Raw genomic sequence first — 26,370 nt, forward strand, 5'->3', positions numbered from 1 at the left:
ACATTTTCCGCTCAGGCGGCGGGGTCCGCCACCTTCAGGAACAGCACCCTGGCCGCGCCATAGTCGCGTGCATCCAGCCGCTGATAGCCGGGGGTGTCGATCTCCGGCTCGTCCGACCCGCGCTCGAACACCACCAGGGCGCCGGGCTTGAGCCAGCTTCCCTCGATCAGCCGCGCCAGCGTCTGTTCCCCCAGCCCCTTGCCATAGGGCGGGTCCAGAAAGGCCAGGTCGAACGCCTCGGCGATCGGGCCGGGCCTGACGCCCAGGTCCGTCGCGCTCCTGCGGTGCACCCGCGTGCGTCCCATCAGCCCATAGGCGTCGGCGTTCTCGCGGATCGCGCCGCGCGCCCCGTCGTCCGTCTCGACGAACAGGCAAAAGCCCGCGCCCCGGCTGACCGCCTCGAACCCCAGGGCGCCCGAACCGGCGTACAGGTCGATGACCCGCAAGCCTTGCAGGCTCTCGCCCCAGGCGGCGTGTTCCAGCACATTGAACACGGCCTGGCGCGCGCGGTCCGAGGTCGGGCGCGTGCCCTGCCCCTCCGGCGCGACGATGGCCCGGCCCTTCAGGCTTCCGGCGACGATCCGCATGGATCAGCCGCGCGGCGTGCGGGGCTTGCCCCCCGGTCCGCGACCGCTGGTCCCCGACGGTCCCGCCGGCTTGCCGCCGGTGCGGGGCTTGAAGTCCCGGCCCGCCGGTCTGGCGTCGCTCTTGGCGCCGAAACCGCCGCGTCCCGCAGGCTTGGCGCCGGGCTTGCCGCGCCGGTCGTCGATGAACTGGTCGTCGCGGGGCTTGAAGGCGCGCTTGGGCCGATCTCCATCCCTCACGGAGTTGGCCTCACGCGCCGGGCGGTCGCCGGCGGGCGCGGTGCGCTCGCGCGGCTTGAAGGTCTTGGAATGCTCGAACCTGGGCGCGGCCTTGGCCCAACCCTCCTTCTTGGGGGGACGCTCGCGGCGCTCGACCGCATCCGCCTTGAACGTGGATTGGGCCGTCTCGGCGGCGCGAACGCGGCTGGGCTTGCGCGACGGGTCCGACATGGCCGAACCCGACCGACCCTTGACGATGGGCGTGGACACCCGACGGCCGGGGATGGGCGCGGGCGTCTCGACCGTATTGCCGGTCGGAAGGTTCTCGGGCCGGATGTAGTCGGCAAGCAGCTCGCGGATCACGCGCGGCCCGACCTCTTCCACCGACCCGACCGGCAGCACGTCCAGGCGGAACGGCCCGTAAGCCAGGCGGATCAGCCGGTTGACCGTCAGGCCGACGGACTCCAGCACCTTCCTGACTTCGCGGTTCTTGCCCTCGGTGATCGACACCGAAATCCACAGGTTCGCCGGCGCCTTGCCGTCTTCGGATTTGGACTCCTTGGCCTTGTCCAGCTTGGCCTCGATGGGACCATAGGAAACGCCGTCCACGACCACGCCGTCCTTCAGCGCGTCCAGCTGCTCCTGGGTGATCTTGCCCCGCGCCCGCGCCCGGTACTGACGCACCAGAGAGGTCGAAGGCAGTTCCAGCGCCCGGCTCAGCTCGCCGTCGTTGGTCAGCAGCAGCAAGCCTTCGGTCGCCAGGTCCAGCCGCCCGACCGAGATCACGCGCGGCAGACCGGCCGGCAGGGCGTCGAACACCGTCGGGCGACCGGTCGGGTCGCTATGGCTGGTCAACAGGCCCGCCGGCTTGTGATAGCGCCAGACGCGTGTCGCCTGGGTCGAACCGATGGGCTTGCCGTCCACGGTGATCACGTCGTCGCGCGTCACCAGGGTCGCGGGCGTATCCAGGATGCGGCCGTTGACCGCCACCTTGCCCAGGCCGATCAGCCGTTCGACCTCACGGCGCGAGGCGATGCCGGCGCGGGCCATGGTCTTGGCGATTCGCTCGGCGCGCAGAGGCGTGTCCGGCGTCTTGGACTTGCCGTCCTTGCCGCCCCCATCGCTGCGCGACTTGTCGGTGCGGGGCCGGTCGCTGCGCGGCTTGTCGCTGCGGGGCCGATCAGGCTTGTCGCCGAACCGCTTGGCGCCGTCTTCGCGAGGGCCGCGCGGCTTGTCGCCGAATGATCTCGTCCCGTCGCCGCTCTTGCGGGGACCGGAGGATTTAAAGGGCCGGGGCGACCGTTCGTCTTGACGGGCGCGGGGCTTCTTGTCGTTGTCGTCTGTATGGCGGACCATGATGAGCGGTTCATGCGCATGGCGCTGGACCAAGCGCAAGCGGCGGCGGACGCAGGAGAGGTGCCCGTGGGCGCAATTCTTGTCGATCCTGCCTCAGGTGAGGTAATTTCGACCGGCGCCAATGGTCCCATTGCGGCTCGCGATCCCACCGCCCATGCCGAGATCGTCGCCATGCGGCGCGCGGCGACGGCGCTGGACAACTATCGCCTGACCGGGCTGACCCTCTATGTGACGCTGGAGCCCTGCGCCATGTGCGCCGGCGCCATCAGCCACGCCCGCATCGGCCGCGTCGTCTGGGCCGCCGACGATCCCAAGGGCGGCGCCGTCATTCACGGTCCGCGCCTGTTCGAACAACCCACCTGCCACTGGCGCCCGACGACGGCCTCAGGCCTTCTGGCGAACGAGGCGTCCGCCCTGCTCAAGTTGTTCTTCCGTCAAAGACGGGGAACGGCGACAGGCGGCGCACGTTAGACCGCCGCGAAAGCGGCGCCGTTGGGCGACGCCGTGGAGGGAAAAGACCTTGTTCAAGCCGGATCTGCCGCAGTCGATCGTGTTCAGCGGCTTAGCCGCCCTGGCTCTGCTCACCGCTTGCGGCGCCGATCCCGACAAGGCTCCGCGCACCGGCGACGAGGTCAAGGAACGCGCCATCGAGGCGCAAACGGCGCGCAAGCGCACCGGCGCCGAAATCCAGGACCGCACCCTGAACCGCGTCGTCCACACCGTCTATCTGTGTGACAATGGCGAGCGTCTGTCGGCCGATTTCGACAACCCGCGCCAGATGGCCACCGTCCGCAACTCGTCCGGCGAGGCCATCGACCTGTATCAGGAGCGCGCCGCCGACGGCATCTGGTATCGCGCCTCCAACGTCGAACTGCGCGGCAAGGGCGTCCTCGCCACCTGGTCGGTCGAAGGCCGCCAGCCGACGGAATGCCGCGCGGTCGACTGATCGCGTTGCGAGACGCGGCGATGCTGCATACGTCCGCCTCATGTCCCTGATCGAACAGCTTGGCCTGACCGTCCCGATCATCCAAGCGCCGATGGCCGGCGTCTCGACGCCCCGAATGGCCGCCGCCGTTTGCCACGCCGGCGCGCTCGGCTCCATCGCCGTCGGGGCCACGAATGCGAACGGCGCCAGCCGGATGATCGCCGAGACCCGGGCGCTGACCGACCGGCCCTTCAACGTCAATCTGTTCGTCCACGCCGCGCCGCGCCGTGATGTCGCTGTCGAAGCGGCCTGGCTTGAAGCCATGGCCCCGCAGTTCGAGGCGTTCGGCGCAAGCCCGCCCGCCGGGCTGAATACCCTCTACCAGAGCTTCGCCGACGACGACGCCATGCTGTCGGCGCTGCTCGCCGATCCGCCGCGTGTGGTCAGCTTCCATTTCGGCCTGCCCGACGCCGAGCGGATTCACGCGTTGAAACAGGCCGGTTGCCTGCTGCTGGCGACCGCCACCAATCTGGACGAGGCCCGGGCCTGCAGGGCGGCTGGCATGGACGCCGTCGTGGCCCAGGGCTGGGAAGCCGGCGGTCATCGCGGGCTGTTCGACCCCGAAGCCGCCGACAGCCGCCTGGGGACGCTGGCGCTGACCCGTCTTCTGGTGCTGCGCGCTGGCCTGCCGGGCATTGCGGCAGGCGGGATCATGGATGGGCGAGGCGTTCGCGCCGCCCTGAACCTGGGCGCCGTCGCGACCCAGCTCGGCACCGCCTTCATCGCCTGTCCAGAAAGCGCGACCGACGCAGGCTATCGCGCCGCCTTAAACGGCGACGCCGCGCATCACACCACCATGACCCGCGCCATCTCCGGCCGTCCTGCCCGTTGCCTGCGCAACCGTTTCACCGAATGGGGCGCGCAGAGCGCAGCGGTCATCCCGGACTATCCAGTCGCCTATGATGCAGGCAAGGCTCTGAACGCCGCCGCAAAGGCCGCCGGCGAAAACGGCTTTGGCGCACAGTGGGCGGGTCAGGGCGCTCCGTTGGCGCGCGCCATGCCGGCCGCCGACCTGATCTCGGCGCTGGTCGCGGAGATGCGTATCTAGAGGAACGCCGCCAGTCGCTGGTCCAGCGGCTCGCACACTCAGCCGGTCGCGCCTTCCTCGATCAGGAAGGCCCGCACCTTGGCCGCATCCACGCCCTTGGCCACGAAGGCCTGGCCGATGCCGCGCGCCAGGATCAGGGTCAGCGCCCCGCCCTCGGCCTTCTTGTCTCCCGCCATCAGGGCCAGCAGCCGGTCGGCCGCAAACGATCCCGCCAGATCCAGCCGCGTCGGCAGCCCAGCCGCCGCGACCACCGCCTCGACCCGCGCCGCCTCTTCTGCCGAACACAGCCCCTCACGCGCCGAATAGCGGAAGGCCATGCAGCAGCCGAGCGCCACCGCCTCGCCGTGCGCCAGCGCCCCTTCGTCGAAGCCGACCTCGGTTTCGATCGCATGGCCGAAGGTATGACCCAGGTTCAGCAGGGCGCGTCGCCCCGCCTCCTTCTCGTCTTCGCCGACCACCGCGCTCTTGATCTCGACCGAGCGGATCACCGCCCGTTCCAGCGCCGCCGGATCGCCCTTGGCGCCCACAGCCCCCTCGCCCGCCAGCCAGTCGAAGAAGGCCGCGTCGCAGATCAGCCCGTGTTTCAGCACCTCGGCCCAGCCGGACCTCACCTGGCGTTCCGGCAGCGTCGCCAGCACGTCGATGTCCGCCAGCACCAGACGCGGCTGATGAAACGCGCCGACCAGATTCTTTCCGCGCGGCGTATCGATGGCTGTCTTGCCGCCGACGGACGAGTCGACCTGGGCCAGCAAAGTCGTCGGAATTTGCACGAAGTCGATGCCGCGCATGAACAGGGCCGCCGCCAGTCCGGCCAGATCGCCCACGACCCCACCGCCTAGGGCGATGACCACATCCTTGCGATCCAGCCCGATCTCCAGCAGCCGGTCCAGCACCCGCTCCAGCTCGGCGAACGACTTGGAGCCCTCGCCCGCCGGCACAGCCACGATCTCGCTGGTCACGCCCGCCGCCGTCAGAGATGCAGTCAGGGTCTCGGCGTGGATGCCCGCCACCGTCGCGTCGGTGACGATGACCGTCCGCCCCTTGGCCAGCGGCGCGATGTGTGCGCCGGCCTGCGCCAGCAGCCCGCGTCCCACCACGACGTCATAGGCGGCAAAGGCCCCGCCGCTGACCGGAATGATCGTCATTGCGGGGTCTCCGTGCGTCGTCTCTGGCGCCAGTGTCGGCGCAGGTTCTTGTGAATGGCGTCCACCGCCTGGCCGTGCGAGCCCTGCCCGACGTCCACGGTCACATCGGCCTCGCCGTAAATGGGATAGCGCGCCTCGGCCAGGCCGGTCAGCACCTCCAGCGGATCCTTGCCGCGCAGCAGCGGCCGCGTGTCGCGCCGCGCCACCCGCTCCGCGATGACCGCCAGATCGGCCCTCAGCCAGACCGTATCCGCTCTGGCCTTCAGCAACGCCCGCGTTTCCGGGTTCATCATGGCCCCGCCGCCGGTCGCCAGTACGATGGGCGGCCCTTCCAGCAGACGGCGGATCACCCGCGCCTCGCCTGCGCGGAACTCGGCCTCGCCCAGGGCGGCGAAGATTTCCGACACCGTCATTCCAGCCGCCGCCTCGATCTCCACATCCCCGTCCGCAAACGGCAGTCGCAGCCGGTTGGCCAGCCGACGACCGACCGACGATTTGCCCACCCCCATCAGGCCGACCAGGGCTATGGTGCGGGTCGGACCCGGATTCGCACGCCGCCTCATCCGGCGGCTCCGGCGGAACGGTCGGTCGAGAGGAAGGCGAAGGCGGCGGCGCGGGCAGGCATGATCCAGAAAACCTCTACACCAAGCCTGACCCTGCGCCAGTCGTTCAGACTACGGATCGCCGCATGACGCCCCAGATCGAGGCCTTTCTGGAGATGATGGCGGTCGAACGCGACGCCTCGCCCCATACGCTGTCCGCCTATGGCCGCGATCTGGCGGACGCGGAGATGGCGCTTTCGGACGCCGGCGGATTGATGAAGGCCGACGCCGAAGCGGTCGAAGCCTGGTTCGCGGACCTGTCGCGGCGCGGCCTGTCGGCCGCCACCGCCGCCCGTCGCCGGTCCTCCGCGCGTCAGTTCTACCGCTTCGCCCTGGCCGAGGGGTGGCGCACCGACGACCCGTCGCGCCGCCTCGACGCCCCCAAACAGGGCCAGTCCCTGCCCAAGGTGTTGAGCCGCGCCGAGATCGACGCCCTGCTGGCCGCCTCGGCCGCCCGCGATGCGGCGGCGGGCCTGCGCCTGGTCGCCCTGGTCGAGATGGCCTACGCCTCCGGCCTGCGGGTGTCCGAGCTGCTGGGGCTCAAAGTCGAGGCCGTCCGGCGCGACCCCGCCTACCTGATCGTGCGCGGCAAGGGCGGCAAGGAACGGCTCGCGCCCCTGAACACCGCCGCGCGCGAAGCGATCAAGGCCTGGCTCATCGCGCGCGACGCGAAGCGAAAGCCTGAGACGCCCGACAGTCCCTGGCTGTTCCCCTCCTCCGGCCGCACCGGCCATCTGACGCCGCGCCGTTTCGCCCAACTGCTGGACGAGGCGGCGATCACGGCCGGCATCGACCCCGCCCGCGTCAGCCCCCACGTCCTGCGCCACGCCTTCGCCACCCACCTACTGGAAGGCGGCGCGGACCTGCGCGTCGTCCAGACCCTGCTGGGCCACGTCGACATCGCCACGACCCAGATCTACACCCACGTCGCCACCGACCGCCTGGCCCAGGTCGTCCACCAAAACCACCCCTTGGCGCGCGACGACTGAACCCCCGCTTGCCCGGCGGCGTTGACCTCTCTAGGTTCGCGCGCCTCCCCCAAGGGCGCTTTCGCCCGTTTGCAGTTCCCGGACGCCTTGATGGCCACGCACTATCTCGACTTCGAAAAGCCGATCGCCGATCTGGAAGCCAAGATCGAGGAGCTGTCGCTGCTAGCCGACACCTCGGGCGACATCGACCATGAGATCGAGGGCCTGCGTAAAAAGGCCGACCAGCTGCGCAAGAAGACCTACGCCGGCCTCGACCCCTGGATGAAGACCCAGGTCGCGCGTCATCCGCAGCGTCCGCACTTCATCGATTACGTCCAAAGCCTGTTCACCGACTGGAACGAGTTGCACGGCGATCGCCAGTTCGGGGACGACCAGGCCATCCTGGGCGGTCTGGCCCGGTTCCGCGGTCGCCCGGTCGTCATCATGGGCCATGAAAAGGGCCACGACACCGCGACCCGCATCACCCACAACTTCGGCATGGCCCGGCCCGAGGGCTATCGCAAAGCCGTGCGCCTGATGGACATGGCCGAGCAGTTCGGCCTGCCGGTCCTCAGCTTCATCGATACCGCCGGCGCCTATCCGGGCCTGGGCGCCGAGGAGCGCGGCCAGGCCGAGGCCATCGCCCGCTCGACCGAGCGCTGCCTGACCCTGGGCGTGCCCTCCATCGCCACCATCACGGGCGAAGGCGGTTCGGGCGGCGCCATCGCCATCGCCGCGGCCAGCCGTGTGCTGATGCTGGAACACTCGATCTATTCGGTCATCTCGCCCGAGGGCGCCGCCGGCATCCTGTGGCGCGACGGCGCGCGGGCCAAGGATGCGGCTATGGCGATGAAGATCACCGGTCCAGACCTGATGCAGTTGAAGATCGTGGACCGCCTGATCGAAGAGCCTGTCGGCGGCGCCCATACCGATCGCGACACGGCCATGGCCAATGTCGGCGACGTGCTGGCCGAAGAGCTGAAGGGCTTTGACGGCCTTACGCCCCAGCAGATCAAAAAGCGCCGCGCGGATCGCTTCTACGCCATCGGCGCCCTCTGACGCTTGATCGCCCGAATCAGCGTTAACGCAGCATCCACCCTCGTCTGCCAGGCTCCGCCTTTCATTAAGGGGCATCGGGGTTTGCGACCGGCCATGAGTCTATCGGCGGGCCAGACGGGGGCCTTGGGGTCATGAGCGGCGGCGAGTCTCTGCGCGAAAGCGCCGTCTTCAACCTGGGCGGCGCGATCACGATGATCGTCGACGATTCGCCGTTTTCGCTGACACTGACCTCCAACGCTTTGACCGGCTTCGGCATCCGCCCGACCTATGCCTGCGGCACGGGGACCGAGGCCCAGAAGCTGCTGACCGACAAGCCCGTCGATCTGCTGGTCGTCGATACAGACATGCCCGACATCGACGGCTTCGAACTGGTGCGCTGGCTGCGTCGCTCTGGCGCCAATCCCAACACCTTCACCCCCGTGATCATGACCGCGAGCCATATTCGTCGCGGTCGCGTCGCCGAGGCGCGCGACTGCGGCGCCAACTTCGTCATCACCAAGCCGTTCAGCCCGGCCCTTTTGCTGGAGCGCATCCTGTGGGTCGCGCGCGACAGCCGGCCTTTCCTGGAGGTCGGCGACTATATGGGCCCCGATCGCCGGTTCCGGCATACCGGCTATGAAGGCGTCGAGCGTCGCGCCGACATGATCCGCAAGGCGAACGGGTTGGAGACCTTGGCCCTATGACCGTCATCACCCATACCCAGCGCAAATCCCGCCTGTCCGAAATGCTGGATCGCCCCGGCGGCGTCAGCGTCGGTGTCGCCCTGGCCCAGGCCCGCGCCAATCTGGACGGACTTCAGGATCAGGCCCGCGCCATCATCGGCGACAATATCGCGGTCCTGCTGGCCAAGCCCGATCCGGCCCTGATCGAGCCGATGCGGCTGGACCTGGCCTATTCCGCCTCCAGCCAGATCATCGACGCAGCAAGCCCCTTTTCGATGGACGACCTTTGCACGGCGGCGAAGGGTCTGTGCGACCTGCTGGACGCCGCGCCGCGGCAGGGCGGTTTCGACTGGCGCATCGCCACGGTCCACGCCCAGGCGATGAAGCTGTTGCTGGCCCTGCCGTCTGAGGAGCAGACCGCGCGGACCGCCATCCTGACGAACCTGCAAGAGGTGGTCAGAAAGAAGCTGCCGGCCGCCAGTCAGTCCGCCATCTGAGGCGTCTTTCCGCCGCGCGTCTGTTTGCGCCACAGCGCCGCATATTCCCCGCCTTGTCGGGCCACCAGTTCGTGGTGCCCGCCGCGTTCGACGATCCGCCCGGCCGTCAGCACCAGAATCTGGTCCGCATCCGCCACGGTCGACAGCCGGTGTGCGACCACCAGCGTCGTGCGGCCGTTCCTGGCCTTGCGCAGCGTCTTCTGGATCGCGGCCTCGGTGCGGCTGTCCAGGGCGCTGGTCGCCTCGTCCAGGATCAGGATGCACGGATCGGCCAGCAGGGCGCGGGCGATGCCCACTCGCTGGCGTTCGCCGCCCGATAGCTTCAGCCCCCGTTCGCCGACCTTGGTCTGCATCCCGTCCGGCAATCCACGAATGAAGTCGGCCAGTTCCGCCGCCTCCGCCGCCGCCCACACCTGCCCCTCGTCCGCCTCGGGCCGGGCGAAGGCGATATTGGCGGCCAGGGTGTCGTTGAACAGGGCCACATCCTGAGGCACCAGCGCCACCGCCGAGCGCAGCGAGGCCTGGGTCACCTCGCGCGCATCGTGGCCGTCGATCAGCACGCGCCCTTCCTGCGGATCGAGCAGGCGCAGCGCCAGTTTGACGATGGTGGATTTGCCCGCGCCGGAGGGGCCGACCAGCGCCGTCGTGGTGCCCGGCGCGGCGTAGAAGCTGACGTCCTCCAGCCCATTGGCCCGTGCATCGTGGCGGAAGCCGACGGCCTCGAACGCTACCGACGCCCCGCGCGCATCGACCGGCCGCGGCAGGGCGACGGCGTTCGGCGCATCGGCGACCTGCGGCGTCTGTCGCGTCACCTTCAGCATCTCCTCCATATCGATGAAGGACTGACGGATTTCCCGATAGGCGAAGCCCAGGATGTTCAGCGGCGCATACAGCGAGATCATGATCAGCACCGCCGCCGTCACGTCGCCCGGTCCCATCCGACCGGCCGCCGCCTCGAATCCGGCCATCACCGCCATGACGCCCAGGCCCAGATTCATCACCAGGGCCTGCATCCCGTTCAGCATGTTCAGCGAACTGTTGGCCTTCAGCGACGCCTCGGCATAGTCGCCCAGCGCGCGGTCATAGGTCTGGGCCGCGCGCGCCTCGGCCCCGAAGGACTTAACCGTCTCATAGTTCAGCAGGGCGTCGACCGAGACGCCGGCGGCCTCGGAATCGGCCGCATTCATGATCCGGCGATGCTCCAGCCGCCAGTTGGACATGGCGAAGGTGGCGGCGGTGTAGATGACGACCACGACCACGGCGACGGCGGCGAAGCGCCAATCGTATTTGGCGCCCAGCACCCCCGCCGCCAGCACCAGCTCCACCCCCGTCGGAACCAGGTTGAAGGCCAGGATGCGCAGCAGGAAGTCGACCGCGCGCGATCCCCGGTCCATCGTCCGCGACAGGGCGCCCGAGCGTTTGGTCTGGTGGAAATCCAGCGACAGGCTCAGCGCATGGGCGAAGGCCTCCGCCGCCGTCGCGCGTTGGGCGGCGGCGCGCACCGGCGCGAACACCACATCGGACATTAAGGGCGACGCAGCCGACAGGAACCGCACCACGGTCCATCCGATGGCGAAGGCCGCAAAGCCCAGGCCGACGGCGGCCGCCGCGCCCTGCCCTGCCGCCAGACGGTTGACCGCCGCGCCCAGCACCAGCGGCGCCATGACGCCCAGCCCCTTGCCCGCCAGCGTCAGCAGGATGGCCGAGATCAGCCGCAATCTCAGGTGCGGCGCGCCCGATCTGGCCACCAGCCGCGCCAGATCCGCCAGCGCCGTCAGCGTCGGGGGGCCGTCCGTCTTGTCCTGTGGGCTCCCTGCCTGCTGCGCCTTGACCATCGGGTCACGCCTGCCGCCGGAGCGTTCGCCTCGCATCGCCATGATCCGCATATGGAAAGCCAATGCGACCGGGAAAAGGCCACGCTGGCGCGCAAGCGGGGATTCGTCGCTCAGCCCAGACCGGCGACTGCCTCGATCAACTCGTCCACGGCCGCTTCCTGCGTCGCCCACGAACAGACGAAGCGCACCGAACCGTCATCGAAGGCGTAGCAGGCCCAGCCCATTTCGTTCAGGCGGGCATGCGCCTCTGGCGGCATCCGCACGAAGACGGCGTTCGCCTCCACCGGATGGGCCAGGACGAAGGGCGACCGCCCCGCGATGCCCGCCGCCAACCGCTGCGCCATCAGATTGGCGTGGGCGCCGCCCGACTCCCAATCGCCGCTTTCCAGCAAGCCCAGCATCGGACCCGACAGCAGCCGGGTCTTGGATGACGTCTGGCCCGCCTGTTTCAGACGATTGTCCAATCGCCGCGCCAGGCTCTTGTCGAACAGCACGATCGCCTCGGCGCAGTTGGCGCCCGCCTTCGCCCCGCCGAACACCAGCACGTCGACGCCCAGACGCGGAATGTCCTTCAGGTCGAAACCGGCGGCGACCGCATTGGTCAGGCGCGCCCCGTCCATGTGAACGCCATAGCCCAGCGCCTTGGCCGGTTCGATCAGGTGGCGCAGTTCTTCCTCGGTATAGACCGAGCCATATTCCGTGGCCTGGGTCAGCGACAGGGCGGCGGGCGGCTGACGATGCCCGACTTCGGGTTCGCCCAACTGCGCCTGCAGGGCCAGCGGATCGATCTTGCCCGAAAAGCCCGGCAGGCCGATCAGGCCGACGCCGTGACCGAAGAAGCCCGGCGCGCCCGTCTCGTCGGTGCAGATGTGCGCCGCATGGTGAGCCAGCACCGCCTCATACGGCTGGGCCAGCATCGACAGGGCGATGGCGTTGGCCGCCGTCCCGCTGAATACAAAACGCACCTCGGCGTCGGCATCCAGACGCTGGCGAATCTGGTCGGCGGCGCGGGCGGTGACCTCGTCCGCGCCATACGCGCGAACAAATCCCTTGTTGGCGCGCACCAGGCCTTCAATGGCGCTCAGCGCCATGCCGGCGGTGTTGTCGGAGCCGAAATCGTAACGCATCAACGGTTCGTCGCCTTCAGATCGGCCGTATCGTCTTCGACCGTGCGGACACGCACGACCGGGACCACATCCTCATCGCCATAGGGCACGGCGACCTGATGCGGGAACGGAATCTCGATCCCGGCGGCGTCCAGCGCCTCCTTGCCGCCCTGCATCAGGTCGGCCTGGGTCTGCCACCAGTCGCCGACCTTGACCCAGGCGTGCAGCGTCACCTGCACCGAGCTGTCCAGCAGGCCCGTCACGCCGGTCCAGGGATGGGGATCGTGCAGCACCTTGTCGTGTGCGGCGGCCATATCCGCCAGGACGCAGCGCGCCTGGTTCAGATCGTCGCCATAGCCGACCGTGAAGTTGATCTCGATCCGGCGGGTCTGCTGGCCGGTCAGATTGGTCAGCGGGTCGCTCAGGACCTTGGAGTTCGGAATGACGATCTTGTGGTTGTTGGCGTTGGACAGTTGGGTCGTGAACAGATCCAGTCGCTGCACCGTGCCGCTCATCCCGCCGACATCGACAACGTCGCCGACGCGATAGGGCCGCAGCACCAGTAGCATGATCCCCGACGCCACGTTCGACAACGTGCCCTGCAACGCCAGGCCCACCGCCAAGGACGCCGCGCCCAACACGGCGATGATCGAGGTCGTCTGAACGCCCAGCCGCTGCAGCACGGCGATCATGCCGATGATGATCACCACAACCCGCACGACCTGGACGGCGAAGCTCAGGACGGTCGGATCATGTCGGAAGCCGCGCACTCGCGACAGCGTCTTGCGCGCTGCGCCGGCCGCCCACTTCGCCACAAACAGGGTGGCGACGAAGATCAGGATGGCGATGGTCAGGTTGATCGCGAAATCGCCCGCCATGTCGGTCAGCTTGGCGATCATGGCGGCGTCGACCGATACGGCCTTGCGGCCCGCAGCCACCGCTTCGACGACTTCGTTGGAAAGAGGCAGAGACATGAGGCCGGGTCTAACGCCTGACGCGACGATTGGAACCCCCGAAAGCCCGATTTCAGGCCTTTGCGATCCGTCCGCCGCCGCTTTCGATGGCGTCCAGCAGGTCCATCACATCGTCGATGGTGTTGGCCTCTCGCGCCGGCTTGTCCCAGCGGATGCGGCTGACGCGCGGGAAACGCATGGCCACGCCCGACTTGTGCCGCGTCGAGCGATTCAGCCCCTCGAAGGCGATCTCCAGCACCAGGCCGAAGTCCCGCTCGGCCCGCACCGACCGCACCGGCCCGAACCGGTCGATGGTGTGATCGCGCACGAACTTGTCGAGCTGCTTCAACTCCTCGTCGGTAAAGCCGAAATAGGCCTTGCCCACCGGCGTCAGCGCGCCTTCCGACGTCCAGACGCCGAAGGTGTAGTCGGAATAGAAGCTGGAGCGTTTACCGTGGCCGCGCTGGGCGTACATCAGGACGGCGTCGATGACGTGCGGGTCGCGCTTCCATTTGAACCACGGCCCCTTGGGTCGCCCGGCCAGATAGGGGCTGTCCCAGCGCTTCAGCATCAGCCCCTCGGCCGCCGCCCCGACGGGCGGATCGGCGCGCAGCCGCGCCAACTGATCCCAATCGGCATAATCGACCACCGGCGACAGGTGCAGTCGCTCGCCGGTATGACCATTGACCAAGGTCTCTAAGCGCGACCGGCGCTCGCGCAGCGGCAGGCTGCGCAGATCCTCGCCGTCCTGGGCCAGCAGGTCATAGGCGACGACCGCCGCCGGAAAGGCCTGCATCGCCTTGGCGTCCACGGACTTACGGTTCAGCCGCTGCTGCAAATCCCCGAATGGCGCCACCGCCCCGTCGCGCCACACGATCAGTTCGCCGTCGATCGCGCCTTCAAAAGCCAGGGCTTCCATCACATCTGGAAAGGAGCCCGAAATCTCGTCGCCGGTGCGGGAATAGAGTTTGCGGACCTCGCCCTCCAGCACCGCCTGAACCCGGATGCCGTCCCACTTCCATTCGGCCGCATAGTCGGTCGGCGACAGTTTGGGCAGATCGACCGCCTCATCGATGGCGACGGCCAGCATGACGGGTCGGAATCGGCCGGGCGCATCCGGGCTGGGCCGCTCCGCCCTGCCCTCCAGCCAGGCGAACAGGTCGGCGTAGGGCGGCTCGACCGCGTGCCAGACCTCCTCGATGGCCGAGGCGTCGAGCGCTTCCAGCGTCATCTGCGCCTCGTCCCCCTCCGGCGAAGGCGGCGCCATCACCGCGTCCGGGCGCATCATCGCCGCCGCCGTCTTGGCCAGCCGCGCCGACAGACCGACACGCAAGGCCCCGGTCATCAGCTTCAGCAGCGCCCAGCGCCCCTTCGGCTCCAGCGCATCCAGCCAGCCTTCCAGCAGGCCTCGCACCTCGGTCCGCGTGGCGGTTCTCAAAGCCTCGACGACCTCGGCCAACTCGGGCTCGCGGTTCGGCCGATGGTCCGGCGTCACGGGCCAGATCAGGGCCACCGTCTCCGCCAAGTCCCCCACATAGTCGTAGGACCAGCCGAACAGCACGCTGTCGACCCGGCCTTCGACCGCTTTTCGGATCATGGCCGGTTTGGCCGCGTCGAACGTCAGGTCGCCGGTCAGGGCCGCCAGCGCCCAACCCCGATCCGGATCGGGCGTCGCTCTCAGATAATCGCGCACCAGCACCAGCTTCGCATTGCGCGAGGCCGTCAGGGACAGTCGGTCCAGTAGCTCGGCGAAGGCGCGCATCGTCATCCATCTTGGGCGCCGGAAGCGTCGCCGTCCTCCTCAGAACGAAAAACGCCCCGGAGGTTTCCCTCCGGGGCGCATCTCAGACCCTTGGCGGATCAGTTGAACAAGCCGGCGATCACGGCGGTGATCAGACCACCGGCGACGGCGGAAAGAACCACGTCATTGCCGCTGCGGACATATTGATAGCCACGGGGCGGCGCACGCAGGCCATAGCGGTCGTAGTCGTTCACCACATAGGCGTTGGTCCGGTAGTAGGACGGCATCCGCTGACCATAGCTCCAGGTCCGAACCGCATAGCCGCGCGGCGGGACATAGCGCGGGGCGTAGTAGCGACGTTCCGCACGCTGCCAGCGCGCATAGGCGCGCTGTTGCTGGCGGTACTCGCGACGATCCTCACGCAGCTCGCGGCGGTAGTCGCGGCGGTCGTGACGATAGTCGCGACGATCATCCCGGTGCTCGTAGCGGTGGTCATGGCGGGATTGCGCGGAAGCCGCGCCGGCGGCGCCCAGGGCGGTTGTGGCCATCAGGGCGGCCATCGTGGCGGTCAGGATCTTTCTCATGATCGTGTCTCCATCTGCGCCGAAGAACGTCGGCTTGGGTGCAGTTATGGAGCAAGGCGACTGAGGCGAGCCTGAACCGGCGTTATCGGCTGCGGTTCATGTCCCGAACACAGGCTCGCCGCAATCAGGCGGCGACCGAGGTTTCAGGCTGCGGCGCAACCATCTGCGCCACAGCCTCGCGCCCGCCGCTGACGCGCCCCATCAGGGCGGCCAGGGCGCCGAAGTCGATCGGCTTGTTGAGATAGGCGTCCGCACCCGCTGCAAGACCGGCCTCGTGATCCTCGTGGCGCGCCGACGCAGACAGGACGACGATGGGTGTGCCGGTATTGAGACCGCCTTCGCGGATCAGACGCGTTGCCGTCAAACCGTCCATCACCGGCATGTTCACATCCATGATGATGAGGTCGAACGGCTGCTCCTTGGCGATATCGACGGCGACATGGCCGTTCTCCGCTGTCGAGGTGACGTGGCTGGCCGAGCTCATCCAGGCTTCCAGGATCATGCGGTTCACCGGGTGATCCTCGACCACGAGGACGCGCAGCGACTCGCCGCCTTCGATTTCGGCATGAACCTCGGCGGCCGCGACCGGCTTGGCCCATTCGACGACCTCGGCCTCGATTTCCAGGGTGAAGCAGGAACCCTCGCCGAGCTTTGACGTCACGGTGATGTCGCCGCCCATGATATTGGCCATGCGCCGGGCGATGGTCAGCCCCAGCCCCGTGCCGCCAAAGCGCCGCGTCGAGGAGGTGTCGACCTGGGTGAAGGGCATGAACAGCCGTTCCAGATCGGCTGCGGCAATACCAGCCCCGCTGTCCTGAACGATGAATTCGAAACGCGCGCGCTGACTCGACATGCGGTGACCGCGCACAAGATAGTGAATCTGGCCGGTCTCTGTGAACTTGACCGCGTTGGACAAGAGGTTCTGCACGACCTGACAGACCCGCAGCGGATCGCCACGGACCACCGTCGGAATTTCGCCTTCCACAGTCGAGACGAACTCAAGCCCCTTGGCTTCGGCCTGCGCCTCGAACGGGCCTGTGATGCGCTTGTTAAGGTCATCGATGATGATGTCGACGACCTCGAAGTTCATCTTGCCCGCCTCGATCTTGGTCATGTCGAGGATGTCGTTCAGCAGGGACAGCAGGTTGTCGCCAGAGTTTCGGATGATCGAAAGATACTCCCGCTGCGTCGCCTCCAGACGGGTCGCGCTAAGCAACTGGGCGGCGCCCAGCACGCCGTTCATCGGCGTGCGCAGCTCATGCGAGATGACGCCCAGGAAGTTTGACTTGGCTTCGTTGGCGGCATTGGCCTTGTCGCGGGCGGCCTCGAGCTCTTCGATCAGATGGGCCTGGTGGGACTGAAACGCCCGGATGCGGTCTTCGCGCAGCAGAGTCATGGTCACAAGAACGAAAAGACCGGCCGCGGTGAAGGGCAAAACCGCCAGCATCGACCAGAACTCGGACGTGCCCCACAGGCTGAACAGGATGATTGTCGCAGCCGCGCCATAGGGCGAGGAGATGATCACGGCCTGACGCGGCGAACTGCGCAGCTGTGCGAAAACCAGCACATAGCCGGAAATGATCAGGGCGAGCGCGAGAGGGCGTCCGAACTCGGAGGGCGAGAACCAGGCCAACAGAGGCGCGATCGCCCAGGCGCCCGTCGTCACGGTGGCCACGATCGGGAAGACCAAGCCCCAGTTCTTGCCAACCCGATGACTGACCCGACGCTCGACCAGACCCCGAAGCGATCCAGCTGCGACGGTTCCGCCGAACCACAGAAGCGCCGGCCACAAGCCCACCGTGCCCAGCAGGCCCACGGCCCAGGACGCGATGATCAGGTAGCGGAGATACTGCGTCTGCAGGATGGCGGTCAGCGCCTGAGCCGCATCGCCGGCGCGTTCTTCGCCCGGGAGCGCCTTCGCGACGCCGTCTGATTCCACCATAAGCCCAGATCCCCACGTTCTGTTTGGTCGCATGACGCTAAGACGAAGGTTCTAAGACGGTGTGAACGCGGTTCTTTCGCTCATCCCGCCTCCTCCGGCGTCAGCGCCTTGATGGACAAGGCGTGGACAGGTCCGGCCATCTCGTCCTTCAACAGGGCGTTGACCGCGCGCTGTCGCGCCAGCCGCGACTGCCCCTGGAAAGAGGCGGACACGATCACCAGATTGAAATGGCTTTCGCCGCCAGGCTTGGCGTCCATTCCGCCTTCATGATGATGTCCGGCGTGGCGCCAGCTGTCGTCCTCGACCTCCAGACGCTCGGGCGACAGCCCTGCCGTCAGTTTTGCACGAATAATCGTCGCCACCGGGCCTTCAGACATGATCGATTCCTTGATGCTGTCCCAATCGGGCTTACACTTCGGCTGATGTCCGCCTCCTTTCAATATAAGCCGCGCTTTACCGACATTCGGGTGAAGCCGCCCAAGCCCGAGGAAGAGGCGGCGAAAGCCGACGTCCTTCACCTGAAGCCGGGCGAAAAGCCATGCCAGTGGCCCGACTGCCGTCGGGCCGCCGCCGCCAAGGCGCCCAAGTCGCGCGAGCGGCTGAACGACTTCTACGAATTCTGCCAGCCGCACGCCGGCGAGTACAACAAGGGCTGGAACTTCTACGCCGGCATGAGCGAAGGCCAGATCCGCGCCGCCCAGGAAAACGAGGCCATGACCGGCGGTCGCCCGACCTGGGAGATGCAGGCCGGCAAGTTCACGCGCGAGGCCGCCGCCTTCGCCGCCAAGATGGGCACCTCGAACACCACCGGCGCCGGCTCATGGCGCGACAGCTTCGGCCTTTTCGGTCGCAAGGGCGATCAGGCGCCGCAGTCCGCGACCGAGGACCGCCGTATCGGCAAGCTGGAACGCGCCGCCCTCGCCGACCTCGATCTGGATCCGGGCGCCGATAAGGCGAAGATCAAGGCTCAGTATCACGAGCTGCTGAAGCGGTTTCACCCCGACACCAACAGCGGCGACCGCAGCGCCGAAGCCAAGCTGCAACGCGTCATCAAGGCCTGGAAGACACTGAAAAAGGCCGGCCTGGCCTGACGGCCTAGTCGGCGTAGATCATCTTACGCGTCATGCCGCCGTCCACGGTCAGCACCTGGCCTGTGACGAAGCCCGCTTCGGCGAGATAGAGCACGGCCCCGGCGATATCCTCGGCGCGGCCGACGCGGCCGACCGGATGCTGTTTGTGATCCACAGGACGCAAATCCTCGCCGTCCGAAATCCAGCCTGGCGCGATGGCGTTGACCCGGATCCGAGGGCCTTCGCTGATCGCCAGGGCGTGGGTCAGGGCGAACAGCGCGCCCTTGGACGCCGCATAGGCCTCAGTGTGCGGCTCGGACATGAAGGCGCGCGTCGAGATCATGTTCACGATAGCGCCGCCCTCGTTCAGCAGCGGAATGGCGGCGCGGCTCATCAGAAAAGCGCCGGTCAGATGGCTGTCGATGGTCTTGCGCCAGTCCGCCAGCGACAGCTCAGCCAGCGGGCCGTTCACCGGATCGGCGATGCCCCCGTTGTTGACCAGCAGGTCCAGCGACGACCAGCCCAGGGTCTCGAACGCCTGTTTGACCGAGTCCTCATCGCCCAGATCGCAGTCGACATGACACGCCTCGCCCTCGCCCTCGCCCGGTTTTAGGTCGAAAGAGGCGACTTCCCATCCGTTGGCCAGCAAGGCCTTACAGACGCCCGTTCCGATCAGGCCCGATCCGCCCGTGACAATCGCTTTTTTCATGGTCCGGAAACCGGCGACGGCCGGCTTGGTTGCGCCGGATCAAGGCTGACCGGCGGCCTGGCTGTTTGCGGCGGCCATCATCGGGCTCGACGGCTCGCGGAAATAGCGATCGATCCCGTCCGCCACCGACTTCATCAGGCGACGGCGCGCGCGCTCGTCGGTCAGAAGCCGCTCGTCCTCGGGATTGGTGATGAAGCCCATTTCCAGCAGCACGGCCGGCACATCGGGCGCCAACAGGACAGCCAGGCCCGCATCGCGATGGCTGCGGCGAAGCAGAGGATGATCCGAGCCCTCCAGATGGGTCAGCAGGACACGCGCGAACTGGGCCGAGCGGTTCTGGGTCGCGCGCTGGGTCATGTCTAGCAGGATGCGATCGACCGACGGATCGCGCCCCGGCAGATGCAGCTCGCGATGCCAGTTGTCGCCACGCGTGAACTCGCGCACGGCGCGGCCGGCGCCCTGCTCCGACAAGGTATAGACGCTGGCCCCGCGCAGCGCCGGATCGGCGCCCGCGTCAGCGTGCAAGGAAATGAACAGATCGGCGTCCGCCTGACGGGCGATGGAGACGCGGCGATAGAGATCGACATAGCGGTCGTCGGTCCGGGTCAGGCGCACGCGATAGCGACCGTTTTTCTCAAGCTCGGCCTTCAACGCCAGGGCGGCGGCCAAAGTGACCTGCTTTTCCTGGGCGCTCGCGCCGCTGGCGCCGGGATCATTGCCGCCATGGCCGGCGTCGATGACGATCAGGGGGCGTTCGGCGCGACGTGGCGGCGCGCTGGCGCGCGGCGCCGGCGTGGTCGAGGCGCGCGTGGCGGTCCCGGTCGCCTTCAGATCGACGACATAACGATAATGGCTGACGCCGTCGCCGGGCGGCAGCAGGAAGCGCCGCTCGATCTCGCTGCCGCGCGCCAGTTCCAGCTGAACACGCGACGAACCGCCAGACGACGTGACCTCATAGGCGCGCACCAGACCCGAACCGCCGCCGTTCAGACCACGCCCTGGCGCAACACCGCTGAGGGCCAGCACCACCCGGCCTTCGCCGCCCGCGTCGATGACGCGTCCTTGCGCCGTCTTGTCCAGATCGATGACGACGCGGGTCCGATCGCCGTCTGCGCCGAAGCGCACCCCCAGCACATCGCCCTGCGCGCCCCAGGCGAAACCGCGCGTTGCAGACAGACCGACCATGCAGATGACCACGAAGGCCAGGGCGGTCATCGCCCACTCCTTCGCGCCCCAGCGCATCAGACCTGTCAAAACGCGACCGCTCATCTGCGTCGGCGAACCTAGTTTAAGCCTACTTGAACCTCATCATGACAGAGGCTCGTATTCAGGGGGTTAAGGCGAGCGCCTTTTAATTCTCCCGTTGCATGACTATGCTGTGACCGCTCGCGAACCGATCGCGCCGATTTCGCCTCTGCGAATCTTGGCGCGCCCTCCTCGCGGCGTTGACTTTCACCAATCCTAGAACCGCCCCGGCCTGGCCGATGGTTCGAAGAGCGGACCAGGGACGCGGCCTTCCCAAGGGATTGGCGCGCCCGGTTCAGGACCGACGACTTAATGGGCCTTTCCGCCTGCGTTCCCCAACGGCTTGATCAAGCCTTCTTCGCCGTTCTCGGCGAGGGGATGTCGCGCGCGCCGGCCCTCACCTTCATTCGGCGAGCCGCCATGACCCTGTCCGGAGATCCGGGACGGTCGGCCTGCGCGCGCCAGAGAGAGACTTTCCATGTCAAAGACAATGCTGATCGATGCGGCGCATCCCGAGGAGACCCGGGTCGCCATCGTGGACGGGCGCAAGATTGAGGAATTCGATTTCGAATCCCGTGCGAAGCGCCAGCTTCGCGGCAACATCTACCTCGCCAAGGTCACCCGCGTAGAGCCCAGCCTGCAGGCCGCCTTCATTGAATACGGCGGCAATCGTCACGGCTTCCTCGCTTTCAACGAGATCCACCCCGACTACTACCAGATCCCCGTCGCCGACCGTGAAGCCATCATGGCTGAGGCGCACGACGACGAGGACGAAGACGATCTCGACCGCGAATCGACCGGCGACGATGTCGATCCCGAATCGGCGCTGGCCGACGAAGAGCGGCTGAAGCGCCGCCTGATGCGTCGCTACAAGATCCAGGACGTCATCAAGCGCCGCCAGATCCTGCTGGTCCAGGTCGTCAAGGACGAACGCGGCGCCAAGGGCGCGGCTCTGACCACCTGGCTGTCGCTGGCCGGCCGCTATTGCGTGCTGATGCCTAACACCGGCAAGGGCGGCGGCATCAGCCGCAAGATCACCAACACCTCGGACCGTCGTCGCCTGAAGAGCGCCGTCTCGGCCCTGGAAGTGCCCAAGGGCATGGGCCTGATCATCCGCACGGCGGGCGCCAAGCGCACCAAGGCCGAGATCAAGCGCGACTATCAATATCTGCTGCGCCTGTGGGAGACGATCCGCGAGACCACCCTCGCCTCTCACGCCCCCTCGGTGATCTACGAGGAAGAGAACCTGGTCCGCCGCGCCGTGCGCGACATGTTCGACAAGGATTTCGACGGCATCCAGGTCGAGGGCGTCGAGGGCTTCAAGGAAGCGCGCGACTTCATGCGCGTGCTGATGCCGGCCCAGGCCAAGAAGGTTCACCTGTATCGCGGCTCGCGCCCCCTGTTCGCGGCCAACGGCATTGAAGAACTGCTAACGCAGATCCATCAGCCGGTCGTGCCGCTGAAGTCCGGCGGCTATCTGGTGATCAACCAGACCGAGGCCCTGGTGGCCATCGACGTCAACTCGGGCCGCGCCACCAAGGAACGCAACGTCGAACAGACGGCGTTCAAGACCAATATGGAAGCGGCCGAGGAAGCCGCCCGCCAACTGCGCCTGCGCGACCTCGCTGGCCTCGTCGTCATCGACTTCATCGACATGGATGAGGGCAAGAACAACCGCGCCGTCGAGCGCGTGTTGAAGGACGCCCTGTCCTCAGACCGCGCCCGCATCCAGATGGGCCGCATTTCGCCCTTCGGCCTGATGGAGATCAGCCGTCAGCGTCGCCGCCTGGGCGTGATCGAGGGCGCGACCGAGGCCTGCCCGCACTGCCAGGGCACAGGCCGCATTCGCTCGGCCGAATCCGCGGCTCTGATGACCCTGCGCGCGGTCGACATCGAGGCCGGCAAGAACGGCGCGGGCGTCGTGGTGCTGAAGGTCTGCACCGCCGTCGGCCTGTACATCCTGAACCACAAGCGCGCCTATCTGCAGTCGCTCTTGGAACGTCGCGGCCTGAACGTCATCGTCCAGATCGACGACAGCCTGGGTCAGGGCGAACACAATATCGAGCGCACCGAGACCAATGAGGACTTCGTCGCGCCCGAGATCGAGATGCCCAATCTCGACGACGACTTCGACGCCTCGCTGTACGAAGACGAGGATGAGGACGAAGACGAGGAGATCATCGCCGACGACGATGACGACACCGTCGAATCCCTGGATCGCGAAGACAGCGACGACGACGAACCGCGCGAACGTTCGGAACGTCATGAAGGCAGTCGCGATCGGGGTCGTGGGCGCAACCGTCGCCGTCGCGGCGGTCGTCGCGACGAGGAGACCTCCGACGTCGACGCCGTCGATACGGTCAGCGCCGACGACGCCTCTGACGATGAGGAAGACGAAAACGGCCGCCGTCGTCGCCGTGGCCGCCGTGGCGGTCGCCGCGTCCGCGAGGATGGCGAGCGCGACGTCTACACCTGGGTTCGCGGCCGCACGCCGTCGCTGGACGACCCCTATGTCTGGTTCGACCCGCTGAACCCCGGCCGCTCGGAAGGTCGCCCGGAACGTGGCGAGCGCCATGAGCGGTCTGAACGCCCCGCCTTCGCTCAATCCGAGGTCGAAGGTCTGGATGTCGTCGCCCATAGCGGCGCCGGCGAAGGCTCTGGCGAGGAAGGCGGCCGTTCGCGCCGTCGCCGTCGTCGCGGTCGCGGCCGTGGCGAAGGTTCCGTCAGCCACGAGATCAAGGTCGAGAACCGCGCCACCAACGAAGGCATGCCGCCCGACGGCTCGCCCGAGACCCCGATGGCCGTCATGGTCGAGCCGACCGAGGCCGTCGAGCCAGCCGCGCCGGCCATCGCGCCCGAGCCTCAGCGTCGTCGCGTGCGCCGCAAGTCGGCCAGCGCCAATGTCGAGATCGCGACCGAACCGCATCCCGACACCGCCATCGAGCCGAACGAGGCCACGGTCCACGGCGCGCCGGTCGAACTGGACGTGACCCCGCACGAGGCGCTGGCCGCCGAACCGGCCGAGGTCGCCCCGGTCGCCGCCCCGACGGCGGTTCCAGTGACCGAGGCTGTCTTGGCCGAGCCCTTCGTCGCCCCCACGCCGGAGATCGACGTTCAGGCCATCATCGCCGAAGATCCGAACCAGATCGTCGCACCGCCCGAAAAGCCCAAGCGCGGGTGGTGGCGCCGCTGATCGGTCACGATTAGACTGTCTGGATACAGGCGGGGGCCGGTCGTTGTTGGAGTAGAGCCATGAGATGGCTTCCCCGATCTGCATCCCGCGTTCTGGCGGCGGCGGCGACGGCCTTGATGGCTGTTTCTGTCGCCGGCCAGGCCTCCGCGCAAAGCCTGATCCGCGACACCGAGGTCGAGGGCATCGTGCGCGAATGGGCCGACCCGGTCTTCGTGGCCATGGGGCTGAACCCGAACGACATCGAAGTTCTGCTGGTCAACGACAACGACTTGAACGCCTTTGCGACACGCGGGCGGATCATGGGCGTCAACACCGGCCTGATCCTGCGCACCAAGACCCCCGGCGAACTGCTGGGCGTGATGGCGCACGAGGCGGGCCACATCAAGAACCGCCACACCCTGCGCGACGGGGCCGAGAACGCCGGCAAACAGCCGATGTTCATGACCATGGCGCTGGGCGCCCTGGCCATCGCCGCCGGCGCGCCGGACGCAGGCGTCGCCCTGCTCGGCTCAAGCCAGTACTTCGGCGCTCTGGGCGCGCTGCATTACATGCAGAGCCAAGAAGGCGAGGCCGACATCTCGGGCGCGCGGGCGCTGGAGGCGGCCGGCGAATCCGGCGCCGGGCTGGTGTCCTTCTTCGAGAACTTCCGCTCGCAGGAGGTCTTCTCCGACGCCCGCCGCTATCCCTATTTCCGCAGCCACCCCCTGTCTTCGAACCGGATCGAGAGCCTGCGCCGCTATGTGCAGGAACAGCCGCACTACGACCATCGCGACAGCCCCGAACGTATGGCGCAGCACGCGCTGATCCTGGCCAAGATTCACGCCTTCATGGATCCGCCGAATGCCACCCTGCGCGACTATCCGTCGACCGACACCTCCCTGCCCGGCCGCTATGCGCGGGCCATCGCCTGGTATCGCGACGGCCAGACGGACAAGGCGCTGATGGCGGTGGATGCGCTGATCGCCGGCGACGTGAACAACCCCTATTTCCAGGAACTGAAGGGCCAGATCCTGTTCGAGGAAGGTCGCCCGGCCGAGGCCGTCGCCGCCCACCGCGAGGCGGTCCGCCTGAAGCCCGACGCCCCCCTGCTGCGCGTCAACCTGGCCCACGCCCTGATCGAGACCAATGACAAGGCCAAGCTGGACGAGGCCATCGACCAGCTGAAACACGCCGTCGTCGCCGAGAAGGACAACACCATGGCCTGGCGACTGCTGGCCCAGGCCTATGCCTCTCAGGGCAAGGAGGGCGAGGCGCGACTGGCCTCGGCGGAATACTATTTCGCCGGCGGAGACGAGAAACAGGCCACCCAGTTCGCCCTGCGCGCCCGCTCCATGCTGGATCCCGGCTCGATCGAATGGCGCCGCGCCGTCGATATCGTCCTAGCCTCGGGCGCCACGCCCGACGATCTCAACGACCTGGACCGCCGTGACGCCGCGCGCCGGCCCGCCACCCTCAACTGACCGCTTACCGCCGACTGCGAGCCTGAATGACCGACGACGCCCCCACGCCAGCGCCCGAACCCAAGACCGCCAAGCCAGGATGGCTCAGCGGCGGCCGCGCCGGCTATCTGGCCCTAGGCCTGTCGGTCATCGCGCTGGGCTTTTCAGCCGCGCCCTATCTGACCGGTGGATCGAACGTGCGTGCGTATCTGCTGGAGCATCCTGAGGTCTTGCAGGAGGCGCAGATGGCGCTTCAGACCAAGGACGCCGAGGCCGCCGTCGAGGAGACGAACCAGGCCGCCGCCGCCAACGCCGGCCTCCTGGCGCCCGACGCCCGCGATCCGGCCTTCGGTCCGGCGAACGCCAAGGTGACGGTGATCGAGTTCTTCGACTTCCGCTGCCCCGGCTGCAAGGCCGTGGCCCACGACTATCGCGCCCTGATGGCTGCCCATCCGGAGGTCCGCTTCGTCTTCAAGGACTGGCCCATTCTGGACCGCGGCGACGACATCACCTCGCAATACGCCGCCCGCGCCGCCCTGGCCGCGCATCAGCAGGGCAAGTATCTGGAGGTCTATGACGCCCTGATGACCGAGCGGGCGCTGTCGATCGAAGCGATCGACGCCATCCTGGCGGCGCATGGCGTGGACATGGCCCGCGCCAAGGCAGCGATCGCCGCGCCCGACACCACCCGCCACATCGCCGATATCCACACCACGGCCGCCGCCCTGCGTCTGCGCGGCACGCCGACCTTCTTCGTCAACGGCAAGGCCAGCCCCGGCATCGACCCGGCCGAAATCGGCAAACTGATCGAAGCGGCGAAGCGCTGATCGTTTAGATGCTGAACCGCCTGCCTTGGGTTCTGGTGATCTTCCGGCTGCTCTGCGCGCCTGCGCTGGTCAGCTTGTCGCTGATCGCCCCTCAGGCAGGTGGAGCCGCCGCGATCTTGCTGTCGCTGGCGGTGTTGTCCGACATCTTCGACGGCGTCATCGCGCGGCGGCTGAAGGTCGTCACGCCGACGCTTAGACGTTGGGATGGCCGGGCGGACGTGATCTTTTGGTTGGGCGCCGCCTTGGCCCTTTGGATGATGCATCCCGGCCTGGCTGCAGTGGTCGGGCCATTGATTCTGGTCCTCATGGTTTTCGAGGTCGCCAATCACGCCGTCAGCTTCGCCCGTTTCCGGCGCGAGGCTTCGCCTCATCATTGGCTGTCCAAGCTATTTTGCCTGTTTCTCTGGGCGCTCTTTGTTCAGCTCTTCGTCACGGGTCAGACGAACTGGCTGTTGTGGTTCACCTTCGGACTAGGCGTGCTTTCACAAATTGAGGCTTTCGCCATCACGATGCGGCTGAAGACTTGGCGCTGCGACGTGCCGTCTGTCTTCGTCCTTGGGCGCTAGGCCTCGGCCAAACTCATCTGTCCGCCGATCCATTC

The 26,370-nt window shown here is 67.6% G+C and carries 25 protein-coding genes; 12 read left to right on the top strand and 13 right to left on the bottom strand.

Features of this window, described 5'->3' with window-relative positions; translation table 11 throughout:
• Positions 1-11: 11 nt before the first annotated feature.
• Positions 12-587 carry a 16S rRNA (guanine(966)-N(2))-methyltransferase RsmD gene (gene rsmD, locus LG306_RS12155; protein ID WP_112862178.1) on the bottom strand — a complete coding sequence of 192 codons (576 nt, stop codon included), beginning with the start codon at positions 585-587 and terminating at the stop codon, positions 12-14.
• Positions 588-590: 3 nt separating this feature from the next.
• The gene (locus LG306_RS12160) at positions 591-2,159 is read right to left on the bottom strand and encodes a pseudouridine synthase (RefSeq protein WP_404414854.1); all 1,569 of its coding nucleotides are present in this window, start codon (positions 2,157-2,159) and stop codon (positions 591-593) included.
• Positions 2,160-2,171: 12 nt separating this feature from the next.
• On the opposite strand from LG306_RS12160, the gene tadA reads away from it, so the two are divergent.
• Genes tadA through LG306_RS12175 form a run of 3 tightly spaced genes read left to right on the top strand, consistent with a single transcriptional unit; the run spans position 2,172 to position 4,192 of the window.
• Positions 2,172-2,630, top strand: coding sequence for a tRNA adenosine(34) deaminase TadA (tadA, locus tag LG306_RS12165; protein ID WP_404414857.1), 459 nt, complete (start codon positions 2,172-2,174; stop codon positions 2,628-2,630).
• A gap of 49 nt (positions 2,631-2,679) precedes the next feature.
• On the top strand, positions 2,680-3,105 hold the full coding sequence (locus tag LG306_RS12170) for an MliC family protein (RefSeq protein ID WP_404414860.1): 426 nt from the start codon (positions 2,680-2,682) through the stop codon (positions 3,103-3,105).
• A 40-nt stretch (positions 3,106-3,145) separates the two neighbouring features.
• Positions 3,146-4,192: an NAD(P)H-dependent flavin oxidoreductase gene (locus tag LG306_RS12175; RefSeq protein WP_404414863.1), complete on the top strand. Its 1,047-nt coding sequence runs from the start codon at positions 3,146-3,148 to the stop codon at positions 4,190-4,192.
• Between the two features lie 38 nt (positions 4,193-4,230).
• Here the strand turns inward: LG306_RS12175 and aroB are convergent, their stop codons facing one another.
• A complete protein-coding gene (gene aroB, locus LG306_RS12180) occupies positions 4,231-5,337 on the bottom strand; it encodes a 3-dehydroquinate synthase (RefSeq protein WP_404414866.1) in 1,107 nt (368 codons plus the stop codon).
• On the bottom strand, positions 5,334-5,900 hold the full coding sequence (locus LG306_RS12185; RefSeq protein WP_404414868.1) for a shikimate kinase: 567 nt from the start codon (positions 5,898-5,900) through the stop codon (positions 5,334-5,336). Before LG306_RS12185 ends, aroB begins: the two co-directional genes overlap by 4 nt.
• Before the next feature lie 125 nt (positions 5,901-6,025).
• On the opposite strand from LG306_RS12185, the gene LG306_RS12190 reads away from it, so the two are divergent.
• The 4 genes from LG306_RS12190 to LG306_RS12205 all read left to right on the top strand — a co-directional run bounded on the left by LG306_RS12190 (position 6,026) and on the right by LG306_RS12205 (position 9,125).
• On the top strand, positions 6,026-6,928 hold the full coding sequence (locus LG306_RS12190; protein WP_404414871.1) for a site-specific tyrosine recombinase XerD: 903 nt from the start codon (positions 6,026-6,028) through the stop codon (positions 6,926-6,928).
• Between the two features lie 90 nt (positions 6,929-7,018).
• Positions 7,019-7,966, top strand: a complete 948-nt coding sequence (locus LG306_RS12195) for an acetyl-CoA carboxylase carboxyltransferase subunit alpha (RefSeq protein ID WP_404414874.1) — start codon at positions 7,019-7,021, stop codon at positions 7,964-7,966.
• A 131-nt stretch (positions 7,967-8,097) separates the two neighbouring features.
• On the top strand, positions 8,098-8,649 hold the full coding sequence (locus tag LG306_RS12200; protein ID WP_404414877.1) for a PleD family two-component system response regulator: 552 nt from the start codon (positions 8,098-8,100) through the stop codon (positions 8,647-8,649).
• Complete coding sequence (locus LG306_RS12205) at positions 8,646-9,125, top strand: chemotaxis protein CheE (RefSeq protein WP_404414881.1); 480 nt, start codon at positions 8,646-8,648, stop codon at positions 9,123-9,125. The genes LG306_RS12200 and LG306_RS12205 overlap by 4 nt, the downstream gene beginning before the upstream one ends.
• On the opposite strand, the gene LG306_RS12210 is transcribed toward LG306_RS12205, so the two are convergent.
• From LG306_RS12210 to LG306_RS12240, 7 genes are all read right to left on the bottom strand, one after another.
• Positions 9,110-10,960, bottom strand: coding sequence for an ABCB family ABC transporter ATP-binding protein/permease (locus LG306_RS12210; RefSeq protein ID WP_404414884.1), 1,851 nt, complete (start codon positions 10,958-10,960; stop codon positions 9,110-9,112). The two genes, LG306_RS12205 and LG306_RS12210, sit on opposite strands and share 16 nt — an antisense overlap.
• Before the next feature lie 110 nt (positions 10,961-11,070).
• Positions 11,071-12,087: a threonine aldolase family protein gene (locus LG306_RS12215; protein ID WP_404414887.1), complete on the bottom strand. Its 1,017-nt coding sequence runs from the start codon at positions 12,085-12,087 to the stop codon at positions 11,071-11,073.
• Entirely contained in the window at positions 12,087-13,040 is a 954-nt protein-coding gene (locus LG306_RS12220) for a mechanosensitive ion channel family protein (RefSeq protein WP_404414890.1), read from the bottom strand. The genes LG306_RS12215 and LG306_RS12220 overlap by 1 nt, the downstream gene beginning before the upstream one ends.
• Positions 13,041-13,092: 52 nt before the next feature.
• On the bottom strand, positions 13,093-14,781 hold the full coding sequence (locus LG306_RS12225; protein ID WP_404414892.1) for a cisplatin damage response ATP-dependent DNA ligase: 1,689 nt from the start codon (positions 14,779-14,781) through the stop codon (positions 13,093-13,095).
• Between the two features lie 98 nt (positions 14,782-14,879).
• Complete coding sequence (locus LG306_RS12230; RefSeq protein WP_404414895.1) at positions 14,880-15,344, bottom strand: RcnB family protein; 465 nt, start codon at positions 15,342-15,344, stop codon at positions 14,880-14,882.
• A gap of 124 nt (positions 15,345-15,468) precedes the next feature.
• A complete protein-coding gene (locus LG306_RS12235) occupies positions 15,469-17,286 on the bottom strand; it encodes a response regulator (RefSeq protein WP_404414898.1) in 1,818 nt (605 codons plus the stop codon).
• Between the two features lie 80 nt (positions 17,287-17,366).
• Positions 17,367-17,663, bottom strand: coding sequence for a BolA family protein (locus LG306_RS12240; protein WP_404414901.1), 297 nt, complete (start codon positions 17,661-17,663; stop codon positions 17,367-17,369).
• 45 nt (positions 17,664-17,708) lie between these two features.
• Between LG306_RS12240 and LG306_RS12245 the strand changes: the two genes are divergently transcribed.
• The gene (locus LG306_RS12245; RefSeq protein ID WP_017506027.1) at positions 17,709-18,377 is read left to right on the top strand and encodes a J domain-containing protein; all 669 of its coding nucleotides are present in this window, start codon (positions 17,709-17,711) and stop codon (positions 18,375-18,377) included.
• A gap of 4 nt (positions 18,378-18,381) precedes the next feature.
• On the opposite strand, the gene LG306_RS12250 is transcribed toward LG306_RS12245, so the two are convergent.
• Positions 18,382-19,065: an SDR family NAD(P)-dependent oxidoreductase gene (locus LG306_RS12250; RefSeq protein ID WP_404414904.1), complete on the bottom strand. Its 684-nt coding sequence runs from the start codon at positions 19,063-19,065 to the stop codon at positions 18,382-18,384.
• Between the two features lie 39 nt (positions 19,066-19,104).
• Positions 19,105-20,280 (bottom strand): N-acetylmuramoyl-L-alanine amidase, encoded by a 1,176-nt coding sequence (locus tag LG306_RS12255; protein ID WP_404414907.1) that lies wholly within the window; start codon positions 20,278-20,280, stop codon positions 19,105-19,107.
• Between the two features lie 508 nt (positions 20,281-20,788).
• Here LG306_RS12255 and LG306_RS12260 point away from each other — a divergent pair.
• The 4 genes from LG306_RS12260 to LG306_RS12275 are packed head-to-tail and all read left to right on the top strand — an operon-like array spanning position 20,789 to position 26,335.
• Positions 20,789-23,503 carry an Rne/Rng family ribonuclease gene (locus LG306_RS12260; protein WP_404414910.1) on the top strand — a complete coding sequence of 905 codons (2,715 nt, stop codon included), beginning with the start codon at positions 20,789-20,791 and terminating at the stop codon, positions 23,501-23,503.
• Positions 23,504-23,562: 59 nt separating this feature from the next.
• On the top strand, positions 23,563-24,963 hold the full coding sequence (locus LG306_RS12265; RefSeq protein WP_404414913.1) for a M48 family metalloprotease: 1,401 nt from the start codon (positions 23,563-23,565) through the stop codon (positions 24,961-24,963).
• A gap of 26 nt (positions 24,964-24,989) precedes the next feature.
• Positions 24,990-25,769, top strand: a complete 780-nt coding sequence (locus LG306_RS12270; protein ID WP_052689612.1) for a thioredoxin domain-containing protein — start codon at positions 24,990-24,992, stop codon at positions 25,767-25,769.
• Positions 25,770-25,777: 8 nt separating this feature from the next.
• The gene (locus LG306_RS12275; RefSeq protein ID WP_404414916.1) at positions 25,778-26,335 is read left to right on the top strand and encodes a CDP-alcohol phosphatidyltransferase family protein; all 558 of its coding nucleotides are present in this window, start codon (positions 25,778-25,780) and stop codon (positions 26,333-26,335) included.
• Positions 26,336-26,370: the final 35 nt, after the last annotated feature.

It is taken from the genome of Brevundimonas vesicularis (genome assembly GCF_044807075.1).
Taxonomy (GTDB): Bacteria; Pseudomonadota; Alphaproteobacteria; order Caulobacterales; family Caulobacteraceae; genus Brevundimonas; species Brevundimonas vesicularis_G.

What these genes read in the sequence shown, in the direction of transcription:
- rsmD (WP_112862178.1), bottom strand. Translation starts at nt 587, where the DNA reads ATGCGGATCGTCGCCGGAAGCCTGAAGGGCCGGGCCATCGTCGCGCCG.
- LG306_RS12160 (WP_404414854.1), bottom strand. Translation starts at nt 2,159, where the DNA reads ATGGTCCGCCATACAGACGACAACGACAAGAAGCCCCGCGCCCGTCAA.
- tadA (WP_404414857.1), top strand. Translation starts at nt 2,172, where the DNA reads ATGCGCATGGCGCTGGACCAAGCGCAAGCGGCGGCGGACGCAGGAGAG.
- LG306_RS12175 (WP_404414863.1), top strand. Translation starts at nt 3,146, where the DNA reads ATGTCCCTGATCGAACAGCTTGGCCTGACCGTCCCGATCATCCAAGCG.
- aroB (WP_404414866.1), bottom strand. Translation starts at nt 5,337, where the DNA reads ATGACGATCATTCCGGTCAGCGGCGGGGCCTTTGCCGCCTATGACGTC.
- LG306_RS12185 (WP_404414868.1), bottom strand. Translation starts at nt 5,900, where the DNA reads ATGAGGCGGCGTGCGAATCCGGGTCCGACCCGCACCATAGCCCTGGTC.
- LG306_RS12190 (WP_404414871.1), top strand. Translation starts at nt 6,026, where the DNA reads ATGACGCCCCAGATCGAGGCCTTTCTGGAGATGATGGCGGTCGAACGC.
- LG306_RS12195 (WP_404414874.1), top strand. Translation starts at nt 7,019, where the DNA reads ATGGCCACGCACTATCTCGACTTCGAAAAGCCGATCGCCGATCTGGAA.
- LG306_RS12200 (WP_404414877.1), top strand. Translation starts at nt 8,098, where the DNA reads ATGAGCGGCGGCGAGTCTCTGCGCGAAAGCGCCGTCTTCAACCTGGGC.
- LG306_RS12205 (WP_404414881.1), top strand. Translation starts at nt 8,646, where the DNA reads ATGACCGTCATCACCCATACCCAGCGCAAATCCCGCCTGTCCGAAATG.
- LG306_RS12210 (WP_404414884.1), bottom strand. Translation starts at nt 10,960, where the DNA reads ATGGTCAAGGCGCAGCAGGCAGGGAGCCCACAGGACAAGACGGACGGC.
- LG306_RS12215 (WP_404414887.1), bottom strand. Translation starts at nt 12,087, where the DNA reads ATGCGTTACGATTTCGGCTCCGACAACACCGCCGGCATGGCGCTGAGC.
- LG306_RS12220 (WP_404414890.1), bottom strand. Translation starts at nt 13,040, where the DNA reads ATGTCTCTGCCTCTTTCCAACGAAGTCGTCGAAGCGGTGGCTGCGGGC.
- LG306_RS12225 (WP_404414892.1), bottom strand. Translation starts at nt 14,781, where the DNA reads ATGCGCGCCTTCGCCGAGCTACTGGACCGACTGTCCCTGACGGCCTCG.
- LG306_RS12230 (WP_404414895.1), bottom strand. Translation starts at nt 15,344, where the DNA reads ATGAGAAAGATCCTGACCGCCACGATGGCCGCCCTGATGGCCACAACC.
- LG306_RS12235 (WP_404414898.1), bottom strand. Translation starts at nt 17,286, where the DNA reads ATGGTGGAATCAGACGGCGTCGCGAAGGCGCTCCCGGGCGAAGAACGC.
- LG306_RS12240 (WP_404414901.1), bottom strand. Translation starts at nt 17,663, where the DNA reads ATGTCTGAAGGCCCGGTGGCGACGATTATTCGTGCAAAACTGACGGCA.
- LG306_RS12245 (WP_017506027.1), top strand. Translation starts at nt 17,709, where the DNA reads ATGTCCGCCTCCTTTCAATATAAGCCGCGCTTTACCGACATTCGGGTG.
- LG306_RS12250 (WP_404414904.1), bottom strand. Translation starts at nt 19,065, where the DNA reads ATGAAAAAAGCGATTGTCACGGGCGGATCGGGCCTGATCGGAACGGGC.
- LG306_RS12255 (WP_404414907.1), bottom strand. Translation starts at nt 20,280, where the DNA reads ATGACCGCCCTGGCCTTCGTGGTCATCTGCATGGTCGGTCTGTCTGCA.
- LG306_RS12260 (WP_404414910.1), top strand. Translation starts at nt 20,789, where the DNA reads ATGTCAAAGACAATGCTGATCGATGCGGCGCATCCCGAGGAGACCCGG.
- LG306_RS12265 (WP_404414913.1), top strand. Translation starts at nt 23,563, where the DNA reads ATGAGATGGCTTCCCCGATCTGCATCCCGCGTTCTGGCGGCGGCGGCG.
- LG306_RS12270 (WP_052689612.1), top strand. Translation starts at nt 24,990, where the DNA reads ATGACCGACGACGCCCCCACGCCAGCGCCCGAACCCAAGACCGCCAAG.
- LG306_RS12275 (WP_404414916.1), top strand. Translation starts at nt 25,778, where the DNA reads ATGCTGAACCGCCTGCCTTGGGTTCTGGTGATCTTCCGGCTGCTCTGC.